Origin of the sequence: Pseudomonas frigoris (assembly GCF_047758635.1) — a bacterium.
Classification (GTDB): Bacteria; Pseudomonadota; Gammaproteobacteria; order Pseudomonadales; family Pseudomonadaceae; genus Aquipseudomonas; species Aquipseudomonas frigoris.
Window position 1 is genome coordinate 459,265 of sequence record NZ_CP180479.1, and the last position, 15,035, is coordinate 474,299.

The 15,035-nt window shown below is 59.3% G+C and carries 13 protein-coding genes; 6 read left to right on the forward strand and 7 right to left on the reverse strand.

Going from position 1 to position 15,035, the window contains the following annotated elements; all coding sequences use genetic code 11:
• Positions 1-35: 35 nt before the first annotated feature.
• From ACMXYH_RS02175 to ACMXYH_RS02190, 4 genes are all read right to left on the reverse strand, one after another.
• Positions 36-527 (reverse strand): glycine zipper domain-containing protein, encoded by a 492-nt coding sequence (locus ACMXYH_RS02175; RefSeq protein ID WP_149631734.1) that lies wholly within the window; start codon positions 525-527, stop codon positions 36-38.
• A gap of 354 nt (positions 528-881) precedes the next feature.
• Positions 882-3,230, reverse strand: coding sequence for an FdhF/YdeP family oxidoreductase (locus tag ACMXYH_RS02180; protein WP_415766161.1), 2,349 nt, complete (start codon positions 3,228-3,230; stop codon positions 882-884).
• A complete protein-coding gene (gene fdhD / locus ACMXYH_RS02185) occupies positions 3,227-4,066 on the reverse strand; it encodes a formate dehydrogenase accessory sulfurtransferase FdhD (protein ID WP_129439390.1) in 840 nt (279 codons plus the stop codon). The genes ACMXYH_RS02180 and fdhD overlap by 4 nt, the downstream gene beginning before the upstream one ends.
• 94 nt (positions 4,067-4,160) lie before the next feature.
• A complete protein-coding gene (locus ACMXYH_RS02190) occupies positions 4,161-5,048 on the reverse strand; it encodes a LysR family transcriptional regulator (RefSeq protein WP_283189635.1) in 888 nt (295 codons plus the stop codon).
• Between the two features lie 140 nt (positions 5,049-5,188).
• Here ACMXYH_RS02190 and lysM point away from each other — a divergent pair, with 140 nt between their 5' ends.
• Positions 5,189-5,629, forward strand: coding sequence for a peptidoglycan-binding protein LysM (lysM, locus tag ACMXYH_RS02195; protein ID WP_415766163.1), 441 nt, complete (start codon positions 5,189-5,191; stop codon positions 5,627-5,629).
• A 54-nt stretch (positions 5,630-5,683) separates the two neighbouring features.
• On the opposite strand, the gene ACMXYH_RS02200 is transcribed toward lysM, so the two are convergent.
• Both ACMXYH_RS02200 and ACMXYH_RS02205 read right to left on the reverse strand, forming a co-directional pair.
• The gene (locus ACMXYH_RS02200) at positions 5,684-6,460 is read right to left on the reverse strand and encodes an enoyl-CoA hydratase (protein WP_129439385.1); all 777 of its coding nucleotides are present in this window, start codon (positions 6,458-6,460) and stop codon (positions 5,684-5,686) included.
• The gene (locus ACMXYH_RS02205) at positions 6,457-6,921 is read right to left on the reverse strand and encodes a universal stress protein (RefSeq protein ID WP_129439383.1); all 465 of its coding nucleotides are present in this window, start codon (positions 6,919-6,921) and stop codon (positions 6,457-6,459) included. The genes ACMXYH_RS02200 and ACMXYH_RS02205 overlap by 4 nt, the downstream gene beginning before the upstream one ends.
• A gap of 179 nt (positions 6,922-7,100) precedes the next feature.
• Between ACMXYH_RS02205 and ACMXYH_RS02210 the strand changes: the two genes are divergently transcribed.
• From ACMXYH_RS02210 to ACMXYH_RS02230, 5 genes are all read left to right on the forward strand, one after another.
• Positions 7,101-8,015 (forward strand): LysR family transcriptional regulator, encoded by a 915-nt coding sequence (locus ACMXYH_RS02210; RefSeq protein ID WP_129439381.1) that lies wholly within the window; start codon positions 7,101-7,103, stop codon positions 8,013-8,015.
• 234 nt (positions 8,016-8,249) lie between these two features.
• Entirely contained in the window at positions 8,250-9,797 is a 1,548-nt protein-coding gene (locus ACMXYH_RS02215) for an MFS transporter (RefSeq protein ID WP_403139250.1), read from the forward strand.
• A 25-nt stretch (positions 9,798-9,822) separates the two neighbouring features.
• Positions 9,823-10,899, forward strand: a complete 1,077-nt coding sequence (locus ACMXYH_RS02220; RefSeq protein WP_129439377.1) for an HlyD family secretion protein — start codon at positions 9,823-9,825, stop codon at positions 10,897-10,899.
• Positions 10,896-12,347, forward strand: coding sequence for an efflux transporter outer membrane subunit (locus ACMXYH_RS02225; RefSeq protein ID WP_129439375.1), 1,452 nt, complete (start codon positions 10,896-10,898; stop codon positions 12,345-12,347). The genes ACMXYH_RS02220 and ACMXYH_RS02225 overlap by 4 nt, the downstream gene beginning before the upstream one ends.
• Before the next feature lie 101 nt (positions 12,348-12,448).
• A complete protein-coding gene (locus ACMXYH_RS02230; protein WP_347802637.1) occupies positions 12,449-13,243 on the forward strand; it encodes an SDR family NAD(P)-dependent oxidoreductase in 795 nt (264 codons plus the stop codon).
• A gap of 72 nt (positions 13,244-13,315) precedes the next feature.
• On the opposite strand, the gene ACMXYH_RS02235 is transcribed toward ACMXYH_RS02230, so the two are convergent.
• Positions 13,316-15,019, reverse strand: coding sequence for an alpha-keto acid decarboxylase family protein (locus ACMXYH_RS02235; protein ID WP_129439372.1), 1,704 nt, complete (start codon positions 15,017-15,019; stop codon positions 13,316-13,318).
• Positions 15,020-15,035: the final 16 nt, after the last annotated feature.

A 15,035-nucleotide genomic window follows, 5' to 3' on the forward strand; every position in this document is an offset into this window, starting at 1 on the left:
TTTTTGATGCATCGGCAAGCGAGGCGATTCAAGCCTCAGTCGCGATCGCGATGGTGATGCTTGCGGTGGCCATAGGCATGACCGCGCCCCGGGTGGCCGTCACGGTAGTAGCGACGATCATCATCATCATAACCACGACGATAGGAGCGACGATCATCGTCGTCATCGCTCTTGTTGCCCATGTAGTTACCCAGCGCGCCACCGGCGCCGCCGCCTGCTGCGGAGCCGATCAGACTGCCGGAGGTGCCGCCCATGCTGCGACCGACCACGTTACCGCCTGCCGCGCCCAACGCACCGCCAATGGCGGCTTCGCCACGGCTGCGTCTGTCTGCGCCAACGGCGCTACCACCCGCGCCGCCCAGGGCCGCGCCGATGGTGGAACCTGTATTGCCGCCTAGTGACTGACCGACGACTGAGCCCAGAACCCCGCCCAATGCGCCGCCCACACCTGCTTCAGCGGTGCCGCCAGCAGAAGCGATGCCACTAGCCAGGCTAAGGGACAACAAGAGAATCGAGGAGAACTTCATAGAGGAACCTCAAGGGGATGACGGCGCGATCCTGAGGCTGTGTCATGGTCGTGACAATCGAAATCCGACGAGTAGCACGACTTGAGCACATTTCTATAAGTTACTGTTTTTTAGCCGGAACTTAAGTATTTTTCGCCGGTCTTTAGCTACTTCGGATAGGCCGTTTTCATGCAAAACGGCCTTTTTTGTGGGCGAAAGGAAAAGCAGTCAATTCGGAAATTCGTTGAATGTTCCACCGCTATCGCGAGCAAGCTCGCTCCCACATTAGATCTTCAGTGGGCATAGTATTTGTGTTCAATCAGGATCCACTGTGGGAGCGAGCTTGCTCGCGAAGGGGCCAGACCTGCTGCCGCGTTACGCCGACTTCGCCATAATCAACCCAGTCGCACTCGCCGCTTCCAGCCGGATTGCCACAAACTTCGATGTCGGCGTATGGCTGCCATCCCCGATGCTTTCCAGCGGCACCAGCGGATTCACTTCCGGGTAGTAAGCCGCCGCTTGCCCGGCAGGGATATCAAACGCCAGCAGCGTAAAGCCCTTCACCCGACGCTCACGTCCATCATCCCAGATCGAAACGATGTCAGCCTTTTGCCCTGGCTTGAACCCCAGGCGAATGATGTCGGCTTCGTTGACGAACAACACATCACGCTGACCTTTCACGCCGCGATAGCGGTCATCAAGCCCATAAATCGTGGTGTTGTACTGATCGTGAGAGCGCATCGACTGCATGATCAGGTCCGGCAATACGCCGGTGGCGCGAGTGCGTTCGTGCACCAGATCTTTAGGCAGGATGTTCGGACGGAAATTGGCGCGCCCCGACGCGGTATTCCAGCGGCGAGCACCGGCGCTGTTGCCGAGGTAGAACCCGCCCGGGTTCTGGATCTTCTCGTTGAAGTCCTTGAAACCAACAATGGTGTCGGCGATCAGGTCGCGGATGCGTCGGTAATCGGCCACCAGCCAGTTCCAGTCCACCGGTTTGCTGCCCAGGGTCGCGGCGGCGATGCCGGCAATGATCGACGGCTCGGAGCGCATCTGGTTCGACAGCGGCTGCAACTGGCCGTTGGAGGCGTGAACCATGCTGAACGAGTCTTCGACGGTCACCGCTTGCGGGCCTTCGGTCTGGATGTCGATGTCGGTGCGACCCAGGCACGGCAGGATCAACGCGTCTTTACCGTGCGCCAAATGGCTGCGGTTGAGCTTGGTGCTGATTTGCACGGTCAGGTCGCAGTTGCTCAGGGCTTGGAAGGTCCGTGAGCTGTCCGGGGTGGCTTGGGCGAAGTTACCGCCCAGCCCGATAAAGACTTTCGCGCGGCCGTCAGCCATGGCATGGATCGCCTCGACCACGTTGTGACCGTTTTCACGCGGCACCTTGAACTTGAAGCGACGCTCCAGGGAGTCGAGGAACGCCCCCGGCGGACGCTCGTTGATGCCCATGGTCCGGTCGCCCTGCACGTTACTGTGGCCGCGCACCGGGCACAGACCGGCGCCGGGGCGGCCGATGTTGCCACGCAGCAACATCAGGTTGGCGATTTCCTGGATGGTCGCCACCGAATGGCGATGCTGTGTGATGCCCATCGCCCAGCACATGATCACGTTCTTGCCTTTGGCGTACATCCGCGCCGCTTGCTCGATTTCAACCAGCGTCAGTCCGGATTGTTCGACGATCTGCTCCCACGAGGTGTCGTCGACGATGCCCAGGTATTCCAGCACGTTGACACTGTGTTCATTGAGGAAGTCGTGGTCGAATACGGCAGGCTCACCCGCCTTCTGTGCGTCACGCTCCCACTGCAGCAGGAACTTGGCCATGCCGCGCATGATCGCCATGTCGCCGCCCAATGCCGGACGGAAGTACGCGGTGTTGGTCGGCTTGTCGCCGTTGGTGAGCATTTCGATCGGGTGTTGCGGGTGCTGGAAGCGTTCCAGGCCGCGCTCCTTCAAAGGGTTGATGCATACCACCTGAGCGCCGCGTTTCACCGCTTCGCGCAACGGTTCGAGCATCCGTGGGTGGTTGGTGCCAGGGTTCTGACCCCAGACAAAAATCGCGTCGGCGTGTTCGAAGTCGTCGAAGGTGACGGTGCCTTTGCCGACGCCGACACTTTGCGACATGGCCACACCGCTGGCCTCGTGGCACATGTTCGAGCAATCGGGGAAGTTATTGGTGCCGTAGGCACGCACGAACAATTGATACAGGTACGCCGCTTCGTTGCTGGCGCGGCCCGAGGTGTAGAACTCGGCCTGATCCGGGCTCGACAGCCCTTGCAGGTGTTTGCCGATCAGCGCGAAGGCCGCTTCCCAGCTGATGGGTTTGTAGCGATCGGTCTCGGCGTCGTAGCGCAGTGGCTCGGTCAGACGCCCCTGATATTCCAGCCAATAGTCACTTTGTTCCAGCAACGAACTGACGCTGTGTTTGGCAAAGAACGCACCGTCGACACGGCGTTTGGTCGCTTCCCAGTTCACTGCTTTGGCGCCGTTCTCGCAGAACGCCACCATGCCGGCTTCGTTGGAGTCGCCCCAGGCGCAACCGGGGCAGTCGAACCCGCCGTTCTTGTTGGTCTTGAGCATCATGCGCAGGTTTTTCAGCGCGTTGTCACTGGTCAACCAGGCCCGGGCAACGCTGGCCAGCGCGCCCCAGCCACCGGCTGGGCCTTTGTAGGGCTTGTAGCGAGGGACGGGTTTCTGGTCGGCTTGACGATGTTGACTCACGCTTGGTTCTCCGTCGCAGGGCTGTAGACCCGCGGCGCACTTTTCTGCGGCAGGTGGATGAGATTAAGGTTGTGGCGACGGGCCCATTGCACGGCAAGGCCCGTGGGCGACGACAGGCTGACCAGGGTCTGGATACCTGCGCGCAATACTTTCTGGATCAATTCGAGGCTGCAACGACTGGTGACAATCACCAGCCCGCCGGTGGTCGGGATTTTCTGACGGATCAGTCCGCCTATCAGCTTATCGAGGGCGTTGTGTCGGCCGATGTCTTCGCGGCCCAGCAGCAATTGGCCCTGACTGTTCATAAACACGGCGGCGTGCACCGCGCCGGAGTACTGGCCAAGAGGCTGAAACGCACCGATGCGTTGACGCAAACCATCGAGCCATTCGGCGGGCGGCAAGGGTGCGCCGGGCAGGATCTTGAGGTCTGGCAATGCCTGCTCCACCGCTTCCACACCGCAGAGTCCGCAACCGCTGGTGCCAGCCATTTGCCGACGCTGTTGCTTGAGGTTCCAGAAGGCGCGGTTGGCGATGGTCACTTGCGCGTATTGCGCTGAACCCGAGCCGCTGAGTTGCAGGTCATAGATATCGCAGGCGTCTTCGATGATGCCGCTGCCGAGGCTGAAGCCGACGATGAAGTCTTCAAGGTCCGTCGGCGTCACCAACATGACCGCCTGACTGATGCCGTTATAAGCGATCGCCAACGCGACTTCTTCGGCCAGCGCGGTGCTGGCTGATTCGGTGTCTTGAAGGTCGCAGTAACTGTACGTCTGGCTTGCGGCGGGCGCTGGCGTTTCGAGGGCTGGCGCCGCGCAGACAGGGTGCTTGGCGTTCATTAGGCATCACCGACGGTTTAGGCTGCTTTAAGCCTAGGCGCGTCAACTTGTCGCGTCTAATCGCTAATACTGATCTACCGATAGATGACGTCGATCAAGAGCTTGGCAGCGATTGCTGAAGAATTGCGAAACAGGCTTCCGCGAGCGCCGAACGCGGGGCGCTGCGACGCATGATCAGCCCCAGCCGGGCGAGGGTTTGAGCATTTTCGATGGGTTGCAGGCGCAAATGATCGGTGAGTTTTTCCAGGCCTCCGTCCAGCGGCATCACGGCGCAGCAGAATCCGCCGTGCACCGCTTGTAACAATTGGTGGACGGCATCGGTTTGCAGCAACGGCTGCGGGGTGAGGCCGCGACTGTGGAAGTTGTGGTCGATGGACTGCCGAAAATGCATGCCGCTGGTGAGCATGCCCAGCGGCAGTTCGATCAGGGACTCCCAACTCAGCGGCGCCTCGCCGAAACTGAAGAAGCGCTGATCGTAGAGCAGGCCCATGCGGGTTTCGCTGAATGCCAGGGAATCGAAGCGTTCGCCATCCAGCCGCTCCAGATACGAAACGCCCAGATCCAGGCGATTGTTCGCCAGCTGTTCGAGGATCTGTTCGGAACTCAGTGCCGAGAGTTCGAAGCGCAGGTTCGGGTGTTCGGCGTGCAAGCGTTGCATCAGCGGCAGCGGATCGAAACTCGACAGCGGCACCACGCCCAGACGCAACGTACCGACCAGATTGCCGCGACAGGCAGCCGCTTCGGCCTGCAAACCGTCGTAGGCCGCCAGCACGGTGCGCGCCCACGCCAGCACCCGTTCACCCGGTGCGGTGAATCCTTCGAAGCGCTGCCCGCGATTGACCAGCGGCAACTCGAGTTCTTCTTCGAGGCTGCGCAGGCGCATGGACAGGGTCGGCTGGGTGATGTGACAACGCGCAGCGGCCTGGCCGAAATGCCGGGTTTCGTCGAGGGCGATGAGGAATTTCAGTTGCTTGATGTCCATCTTCGCTCCAGGGCGCGGTCAGGCTCGAGATTCTAACGCGCTTGCAGAGCACTTGAGTCATTGGTCGGATCGCAACCTCGTTCTTTGCCGTTGGTCTAGTCTTTCGCGTCTGGACCTCATAAACCCAAGGAGAGTGCATCATGAGTATTTTTAGCTTTGTGAAAGAAGCGGGCGAAAAGCTTATTGACCTGTTAACGCCGGGTAATGCCAATGCGAGCGAGCAGTTGAAGGAGCACATCGCCAAGGTCGGCCTGGGCAACCCGAATGTTCAGGCAACAGTGAATGGCGATACGGTCACGGTGACTGGTGAAGTCGCCAGCCAGGAAGAAAAAGAGAAAATTCTGCTGGCCGTGGGCAACATTGCCGGTATCGGCAGCGTTGACGACCAGATCACCGTGACCGGCCCGGTCGCTCAGGCGGCGCGTTTCGTCACCGTGAAAAAAGGCGACACCCTCAGCGCGATTGCCAAGGCTGAGTACAACGACGCCAACAAGTATCAGAAAATCTTCGAAGCCAACAAACCGCTGCTGTCGCACCCGGACAAGATCTATACCGGCCAGGTATTGCGTATTCCTGAGTGATGCTTTTCAGCCAGGCTTTCGAGCCTGGCTGAATCCCGATTCCTGCTTGCCTGCTTAGCGATGTTTGAACTGCGGTGGGCGTTTTTCACTGAACGCGTTCATGCCTTCTTTCTGATCTTCGATAGCAAAGGTCGAATGGAACAGCCGGCGTTCAAAGCGTACGCCCTCTGCCAGGCTGGTTTCGAAGGCGCGGTTTACCGCTTCCTTGGCCAGTAGTGTTACCGGGGATGAGAAGCCAGCGATGCGTGAGGCTATCTTCAGTGCCTCGTCGAGCAGCGAGGCAGTCGGCACTAAACGGCTAACCAGACCGCAGCGTTCAGCTTCGACGGCATCCATGGTGCGCCCGGTCAGAACCATGTCCATGGCCTTGGATTTGCCGACAAACCTTGCCAGTCGTTGGCTGCCACCGGCGCCGGGGATGGTACCGAGGGTGATCTCTGGCTGGCCGAAGCGGGCATTTTCCGCTGCGATAATGAAATCGCACATCATCGCCAGCTCGCAGCCTCCGCCCAGCGCATAGCCAGCAACCGCAGCGATGCTCGGCTTGCGAAAGGTGCTCAGGCGTTCCCAGTCAAGGCTGACGAAGTCAGCCTTGTACACATCCATGTAGCTCCAATCCTTCATTAGCTTGATATCGGCACCGGCGGCGAAGGCCTTTTCATTGCCGGTAATCACCACTACGTGAGTTTCGTCATCTGTTTCCAGATGATCGAGCAGACGCGCCAATTCGGCATTCAGTCCGGCTGAAAGCGCATTCAGCACCTCGGGGCGGTTAAGGGTGATCATCGCCACATGGCCATGCTTCTCCAATAAAAGGTATTCCAGTTTCATATATCACCTGCGAAATTCAGGACATCGACCAGCACCGGGCAGCGGGCGACTTCGATGACTCGGGCGCTGACTGAAGGGTCGAAGATACGGTTGATCCGCGAAAGATGGCGGTGGCCGACGATGATCAAGTCGACCTTCAGCCGGTCGGCTTGCGAAACGATCGAAGAGGCCGGCTCTCCGTCAATGACCACGCCTTCTGCGTCAAGCCCGAGTGACCGTAAATAGTCCAGGGCCTCTTGCATGGCGTTATTGGCTATATGTTGCTCACTGCTGGCCGCGGGATATTCCTGCTCATCTGCAGGCTTGATGTGCCCATTTTCCGAAGGCAGGGTGTACGCACTGTCGACGGAAAGCAGGACATAGAGTCGAGAGGCATCCAGCTTGGAATACTGTGCGGCCAGGTCCAGGACCGATCGGCTCTGGGGCGAACCATCAATAGCAACGAGTAAGGAGCGAAGCATGGCTGTTCCAACCGGGAGTTAACGGAAAGCAGGTATTCTTGGAAAATCGTACGTTTAGGTAAATGGTTCGTCGTGCATTTTGTAGTTGCATACGGCGCAGGCTTCGCGCGCATTGGTGTTTGGTCAGAAACTGCTAGGATTGCGCCAGGATTAATTGATTTTCACAAGGAGTGTTTGTTGTGCATCTTCCAGATATGAATCTGCTGGTGGCCCTGGATGCGCTGCTGGACGAGGGCAGTGTGGTCGGTGCCGCCCGGCGCATGAGCTTGAGCCCCGCGGCAATGAGCCGGACCTTGACCCGGATACGTAGCGCAGTCGGTGACCCGATTCTGGTGCGCGCCGGGCGTGGTCTGGTGCCGACACCCAAGGCGCTGGCATTACGGGCTCAGGTGCGCAGCTTGGTCGAACAAGCGGCGCAGGTGTTCCTTTCGGGTGACGAGGTCGATCTGACGACGCTGGAACGCTGCTACAACTTGCGGGCGAATGACGTATTTGTCGCGGCCTTTGGTGCGCAGCTGCTGGAAATCATGCGCAAAAAGGCCCCACGTACCGTGCTGCGCTTCGTGCCGGAAGGCGAGGGCGAGGATGACGCGTTGCGCGAAGGGCGGATCGATCTTTATATCAGTGCGACGCGAAATCTTGGGCCGGAAATCAAAGTTCAGAGCCTGTTCACCACGACCTTTGTCGGCCTGGCCCGGGTGGATCACCCAATCTTTCAGGAAGAAATCACGCCAAAACGTTTCGCCTCCTATGCGCAGGTCAGCGTGTCGCGACGCGGTCGTGCAACCGGGCCGATCGATACCGCTTTGGCCGGGATGGGCTTGCAGCGGCGTGTCGCGTTGATCACTCCTAGCTTTCACTCGGCGATGTTCGCCTTGCCCGATTCCGACCTGTTGCTGCCGCTGCCGGAGCATGTGTTGTGGAGCGTCTCGCGGCTGGGCTTGCCGTTGCGTTCGTTCCGTATCCCTATGGCGCTGGAGACGGTGGTGGTCATGCAGGCCTGGCATCCACGCTTTGATAACGACTCGGCCCATCGCTGGCTGCGTCAGACGTTGAAAGAGAGCTGTGCCAAGTACTCCTCGCCACGGGTTTGAAGCAGCTTGCGCTTCCAGGATCGCCGCAAGCCCCTTCGGGCCGAGCACGACCCCGGCTTATCGCAGCCTGTGGATTGATACGTGCGTTGGGTGCAGCTTAAAGCTTCCCATATGTCAGTTTTCGGAACTATTGCGTCTTCATAAACTATCCAGGTAACCCTTTACCTGGAGTCATGACGCAATGTGCCTTGTGTTGTTTTCTATCTTTCGGGGCGCTGGCCGACGGGTGAACCCGTGAGTTCGCTCGCAGCCCCTGCTGTTATGGCCCCGACGCTGGAGGTGACGAAACCCGCACCGGCCGCTGCGCCAGTGTTTGGCCTGCGTATTGTGATCGGGCTGATCGGGGTGCTGATTGCCGTATTAGTGGCCGGTCTCAACGAGATGGTCACCAAAGTGGCCATGCCTGACATTCGTGGCGCGCTGTATATCGGTGCGGATGAAGGTACCTGGTTGATCGCCACTTACGCTGCCACCTCAGTATCGGCCATGGCGTTTGCGCCCTGGTGTTCGGTCACCTTCTCCCTGCGTCGCTTCACTCTCAGCGCCATCGGTGCGTTTACCGTGCTTGGGATTCTCTGCCCGTTCGCTCCGAACCTCGAAAGCCTGATGGTGTTACGAACTTTGCAGGGGCTGGCCGGGGGCAGTCTGCCGCCGATGCTGATGACCGTCGCGCTGCGTTTCCTCCCGCCCGGCGTCAAGCTTTACGGGCTGGCAAGTTATGCGTTGACTGCCACCTTCGGCCCGAGCCTGGGGACTCCGCTGGCCGCGTTGTGGACCGAATACGTCGGTTGGCAATGGGCGTTCTGGCAGATCGTCCCGCCCTGCTTGTTGGCGATGGTCGCGGTTGCATATGGCTTGCCGCAGGACCCGATGCGCTTTGAGCGTTTCAAACAGTTTGACTGGCGTGGCCTGTTGCTCGGTTTGCCGGCGATTTGTGCGCTGGTGATCGGTCTGTCCCAGGGCAATCGTCTGGACTGGTTCGAGTCCACGCTGATCTGCTGGCTGCTTGGCGGCGGTCTGGTGCTGTTGGTGTTGTTCTTTATTAATGAATGGTCGCACCCGCTGCCGTTCTTCAAATTGCAGATGCTGACCAACCTGAACCTGTCCCACTCGTTGCTAACCCTCGGCGGGGTGCTGATCGTATTGCTGGGGGTGATCATCATCCCTTCCAGCTACCTGGCTCAGGTGCAGGGTTATCGCCCGGTACAAACTGCGCCGGTATTGCTGATGGTGGCCTTGCCGCAGTTGCTGGCGTTACCGCTGGTGGCGGCCTTGTGCAACATCCGTCGGGTCGACTGCCGATGGGTTCTGGCAATCGGTCTTGGATTGCTGGCGCTGGCCTGTGCTGGCGGCACGCAAATCACTTCCGAGTGGATTCGTGACAACTTCTACATCTTGCAGCTGTTCCAGGTGTTTGGTCAGCCGATGGCGGTGATCCCGTTGCTGATGCTCGCTACCGGCGGCCTGGCGCCGCAAGACGGCCCGTTCGCTTCCGCCTGGTTCAACACCGTCAAAGGTTTTTCGGCGGTCCTTGCTACCGGCGTGCTGGAGGCGTTGACCACGGCGCGGCTGCATTTCCACTCAACCATGCTGGTCGATCGCCTGGGCAACTCGCCTTTGGCAGACAGCGACGCTGCAGGGCTTGCCCATCGCATCCACGAACAGGCGGTCGTACTGACGTCTTCGGACTTGTACTACTGCATGGCGTTGCTGGCACTGGCCTTGATTCTGTTGATCCCGTTGATGCCTTCCCGGATCTATCCACCTCGTGCGGTGGCATAGCGTTCCATTCAGAGAGAAAGTCGTTATGACTACGAGTAAAAATCAGAAAATTGCCTTGTACACAGTTGCCTTGGTTGCTCTTGGCGGGGTCATCTACCTGGCAGCGCCGCGCCTGTTTGGTTCCGGCTCGCTGCAAACCACTAACGATGCGTTTATCACGGCGGACTACACGTTGGTGGCGCCGAAGGTTTCGGGTTTTATCAGTCAGGTGCTGGTCGAGGACAACCAGCCGGTGAAGGCCGGTCAATTGCTGGTGGTCATCGATGATCGTGACTACCAGGCTGCGCTCCAGGCGGCCGAGGCACAGTCACTGGTGTCGCAGGCGCAGTTTCAAAACGCGAAAGCTACGCTGGAACGCCAGTCGTCATTGATCGCTCAGGCGCAGGCCATGATGGCTGCCGACAAGGCTGAGCAAGCTTTCGCGGAGCACGAACTGACGCGCTACAACCATCTCGCAGGCCAGGGCGCCGGCACCGTGCAAAATGCTCAGCAGGCCCGCAGCCGGGTGGATCAAGCCAGCGCCCGCTTGGCCAATTCGACCGCTGCCTTGGCCGCTTCGCGCAAACAGGTGGATATCCTCAAGGCCCAGCTCGACAGTGCCGACGGAGGCCACAAACATGCGTTGGCATCCTTGGAGCGGGCCCGTTTTGATCTGTCCTACACTCGTCTTGTGGCACCGCTGGATGGTGTAGTCGGTGAACGTGCTGCGCGTGTCGGGGCCTATGTCAATCCAGGCGCGAAGATCATGGCGATTGTTCCTCTGGAGCGGGCCTATGTGGTTGGCAACTTCCAGGAAACCCAGTTGACACATGTGCAGCCAGGGCAGCCAGTGAAGATCCGCGTCGACACCTTTAGTGGCGAGAGCCTCACCGGTCGGGTCGAAAGTATTGCGCCGGCGACCGGGGTGACCTTTGCTTCGGTCAAACCGGACAATGCGACGGGCAACTTCACCAAAGTCGTGCAGCGGATACCGGTGAAGATTGCGCTGGATGCCGATCAACCGTTGGCGAACCGCCTGCGTGTGGGCATGTCGGTGGAAGCCAGTATCGAGACGCAGGACCCGCAGGGCAACGACGCACGTAAAGAGGTCACCCTTCGATGAGTCGGACTTTCCCTGTTCAACCATTATTGTTGTCGAGCGTGTTGATGCTCTCGGCTTGCAGCGTCGGTCCGGACTTTCAGAAGCCTCAGGGGCCAGATAACGCAAAGTGGCCCTTGCTGCAAGGCCAGGCTGCCGTCAGTCGCCCAGAGGCTTCGCCGGTTGAAGAACGCTGGTGGGACATCTTTCACGATACGCAGTTGTCTGCCCTGGCTCGCCGTGCTGTCACCAGCAGCCTCGATGTAAAAATCGCCAGTGCTCGTCTGCAGCAGAGTCGAGCGGCGCGCCAGACCATCGCCGCCGATCAATATCCGAGCCTTGATGCCGGTGTCGGCTATGAGCGGGCACGCAACAGCAGCAAGGGCCTGAGTGACCCTTCGGGCAAGGGCGGCAAGTCTGCCTTCAATCTCTGGGAGGGCGATTTCACCGCTGCCTGGGAGCTAGACTTGTGGGGCCGGGTCAAACGCGAAGTGGAAGCGGCCGATGCATCGGTCGAGGTGGCTGAGAACGACCGGCGCATGGTCCTGCTGTCGATTCTGGCCGAGACCGCTGGCGATTACATTCAGCTGCGCGGCGTGCAGAGCACCCTCGCGGTCACTCGCGAGAACCTAGCTGTTTCCCGGCACAGCCTGAAGCTGTCGCAGACGCGTTTGGCTGATGGCATCGCGACCAATCTGGATGTGGCTGAAGCCGCTGCGCAGGTCGCCGCAGTCGAAGCGCGCTTACCGTCGCTCGAACAGCGTCAGGCACAGTTGATCAATGCTTTGAGCCTGCTGTTGGCCGAGCCACCAAGAGCCTTGCAGGCCGAACTGGAACGACCGGCGCAAGTACCGCAAACCCCACAAAACTTCGCAATTGGCTTGCCTTCGGAGCTGGCCGAGCGTCGTCCGGATATTCGTCAAGCCGAAGCCCGTCTGCATGCCGCGACGGCTGGGATCGGAGTGGCCAAAGGTGATTTCTATCCGCGCATTCGTCTGTCCGGCAACGTTGGTTTCCAGTCTATGCAGCTATCGGATTTCGGGTCCTGGGGCTCGCGCCAATTTGCTATCGGCCCACAGTTGAGTCTGCCGATTTTCGAGGGTGGACGTTTGCGTGGGATGGTCAAGTTGCGCGAGGCGCAACAACAGGAAGCGGCGCTCGATTACCAACAGGTGGTGCTGCGGGCCTGGCATGAAATTGATGATGTGCTGACCTTGTACAACGCCAGCCAACTGCGACGTGACCGACTGGCCGAAGCGGTGCGGCAGAATCGGATCGCGCTGGAAACTGCGCAAAGCCAGTACGTCGAAGGGGTGGTGGATTTCCTCAACGTGCTGACGGTTCAGAGCGCCTTGTTGGCGAATCAGGAACAACTGGTGGAAAGCTCGACTACGGTCTCGTTGGCCATGGTTGGGCTATATAAATCACTAGGTGGCGGCTGGCAGTCGATTTATCCCGCTGGCAACGGCTGATGCCGGTACCACTGATTGAGGCGCCAGGCTTTTCGAATCAATTACGGCGGACCTTGAGTCCGCCTTTTGTGTCGTTACATCATCCATCGGAGGAAGTAAGCATGAACATATCGTTGCACGGAAAGCGCGCGATCGTCAGTGGTTCCACGGCCGGTATTGGTCTGGCTATTGCTTTCGGTCTGGCCGAGGCGGGTGCTGAAGTGGTCATCAACGGGCGTAGCGAGGAGAGGGTGCGCAAGGCTATCGAGCACATTCTGAGCCGACTGCCGGGTGCTCGGCTGATCGGTCTTGCAGCCGATCTGGGAACCGTGGAAGGCGCGCAGGAACTGTTCTCCAAAGTATCGAATGTCGACATCCTGGTGAACAACCTGGGGATCTTCGAGCCCAAGGGTTTCTTTGATATTACCGATGCCGACTGGCAGCGTTTTTTCGACGTCAACGTAATGAGCGCAGTGCGTCTGTCACGTCACTATGCGCCGGTCATGGCTGAACGTGGCTGGGGTCGGGTGTTGTTCCTGTCCAGTGAATCGGCGTTGCAGATTCCGGCTGAAATGGTCCATTACGGCACCACCAAAACCGCGCTGCTGGCAATCTCTCGTGGCCTGGCGGAAACGCTGGCCGGCACCGGTGTGACGGTCAACGCGGTACTGCCGGGGCCAACGCGCTCTGAAGGTGTCGGCGGTTTCTTCGCGCAGATGGCCGAAGAACAAGGCGTGCCGTCTGAGCAGTTGGAGAAGAGTTTCATCGCGCAACATCGCGCAAGCTCGCTGATCAAGCGTTTGGCGACGACTGAAGAAGTGGCGAATCTGGTGGTCTATCTGGCGTCGCTTCAAGCCAGTGCAACCACCGGTGCGGCGATGCGTGTCGATGGTGGCGTGGTTCGTTCCATCGCCTGATGCAGAGGGTGACCGTTGAAGGTCACTGGAGGCAAGAAGGCATGGGCGGTGACCACCGCCGATGCCTTTGGCTCAGACTGCCATCGACAACGTTTCGGTCGCTTTGGGAATGGGACCGAAATCGAAGTCGGCAAACATCTTCGCGAAACGCTTGAGCGACTCAGGGGCATCCATCCGCTCCATCATCACTTCGATAAACACCAGCTCGTTGGCTGTCGCTGCCTGTTCGACAGCGGCCTCCAATTGATCTTCGGTGTGAACGATCAGCCGTCGAGAGCGATTGCGCGTGTCCAGTACATACGGCAGCTCGGCGTAACGCCAGCGGTTGACGTCGTTGTAGCTGGAGTTCTCGCCGAGTATCAGGCGCTCGATGGTATAGCCGTCGTTGTTGATCAGGAAAATAATCGGCTTGAGGTCGCGACGCAGAATCGATGACAGCTCCTGCACGGTCATCTGGATCGAACCGTCGCCGATGAACAGCATCTGCCGGCGTTGCGGTTGGGCCACTAGCGAGCCGAGCAGGGCCGGCAGAGTGAAACCGATAGCGCCCCAGATCGGCTGGGAAATGAAGGTGACATCTTCCGGCAGGCTCAAACCGTTGAGGCCAGCTGAAGAAGTGCCACTTTCAGCGATGATCAGATCGCCCGGTTTTATGAAGTGACTGATGCGTTGCCAGAAGCGCAGTTGGCTCAGCTTGGCATCCGGTTGTGGCTCGAACGGCGTGACTGAACGTTGCTCGCGCAACTCGCGCATCGGCCAGGCCTGGAGGCGCTTCGTGGCCAGCTGAAGAACGCCCGCCAGCACTTGGCGCACCGATACGGCGGTGTAGTGGACACGGTTGAGGGATACGGCATAGGGGTGCAGCTGAATCAACGAGCCGGCTCTGAATTTTTGCGAAAACAGACCCGTGCTCGTGTCGGTAAATCGAGCGCCGATGCTGATCACGCAGTCTGAGTTTTCAATCGCTTCACGTACGCTCGGAGCCGAACCAGCGCCGACGTAGGTCCCGAGAAACAGACGATGCGATTCTGGCAGCATGGCCTTGGCTGGTGCCATGGTTGCAAATGGCACATTCAGCGTTTCAGCCAGGCTCTGCACCAGGCCGGTCAGACCAAAACGCGAGACATCTGCATCCACCAGTAGCGTCGGCGTGCTGGCGTGTGAAAGGCGCTGGACGATCTGCTCAACCACTTCCTTTAGTTGGTTCGGATCACTGCGGGTTTCGGTCAACTGCAATGGATGCTCAGGCACTTCGATTTGCAGCGTGGCGAGGTCCGACGGTAGCTGTAGATAAACCGGTCGTCGCTCTCGATAACAGGTCAGCAACACCCGGTCGATTTCCGCTGCAGCGTTTTCCACCGTGATGCGGGCTTGCGCCACTGTGAACTCGCGCAGGGTGATCATCACGTTGTCGTAGTTGCCGTCGACCAGCGTGTGGTGCAACAACGCGCGGTCGAGAATCGCATGCAGGGGCGGCATGCCGGAGATCAGAATCACCGGTACGCGTTCGGCGTAGGCGCCGGCGATGCCATTTAGCGCACTCAGATCGCCGACGCCATAGGTGGTCAATACGCTGCCAAAGCCCTGGGTCCGGGCATAGCCGTCCGCGGCATAGGCAGCGTTGAGTTCATTGCAATTGCCGATGAACTCTATTTCGTTCGAGTACTCGACCTGTTCGAGGAATGCCAGGTTGTAATCCCCGGGTACGCCGAACAGATGACGAATGCCGAATTCGCGCAAGCGTCGCAATAAAAAATCACCAATAGTCATGTCCATGATTCGTTTTTCCTCA

Excerpts from the sequence above, each read along its gene's own strand:
- ACMXYH_RS02175 (WP_149631734.1), bottom strand. The coding sequence starts at position 527 with ATGAAGTTCTCCTCGATTCTCTTGTTGTCCCTTAGCCTGGCTAGTGGC.
- fdhD (WP_129439390.1), bottom strand. The coding sequence starts at position 4,066 with ATGAACGCCAAGCACCCTGTCTGCGCGGCGCCAGCCCTCGAAACGCCA.
- ACMXYH_RS02190 (WP_283189635.1), bottom strand. The coding sequence starts at position 5,048 with ATGGACATCAAGCAACTGAAATTCCTCATCGCCCTCGACGAAACCCGG.
- lysM (WP_415766163.1), top strand. The coding sequence starts at position 5,189 with ATGAGTATTTTTAGCTTTGTGAAAGAAGCGGGCGAAAAGCTTATTGAC.
- ACMXYH_RS02200 (WP_129439385.1), bottom strand. The coding sequence starts at position 6,460 with ATGAAACTGGAATACCTTTTATTGGAGAAGCATGGCCATGTGGCGATG.
- ACMXYH_RS02205 (WP_129439383.1), bottom strand. The coding sequence starts at position 6,921 with ATGCTTCGCTCCTTACTCGTTGCTATTGATGGTTCGCCCCAGAGCCGA.
- ACMXYH_RS02220 (WP_129439377.1), top strand. The coding sequence starts at position 9,823 with ATGACTACGAGTAAAAATCAGAAAATTGCCTTGTACACAGTTGCCTTG.
- ACMXYH_RS02225 (WP_129439375.1), top strand. The coding sequence starts at position 10,896 with ATGAGTCGGACTTTCCCTGTTCAACCATTATTGTTGTCGAGCGTGTTG.
- ACMXYH_RS02230 (WP_347802637.1), top strand. The coding sequence starts at position 12,449 with ATGAACATATCGTTGCACGGAAAGCGCGCGATCGTCAGTGGTTCCACG.
- ACMXYH_RS02235 (WP_129439372.1), bottom strand. The coding sequence starts at position 15,019 with ATGGACATGACTATTGGTGATTTTTTATTGCGACGCTTGCGCGAATTC.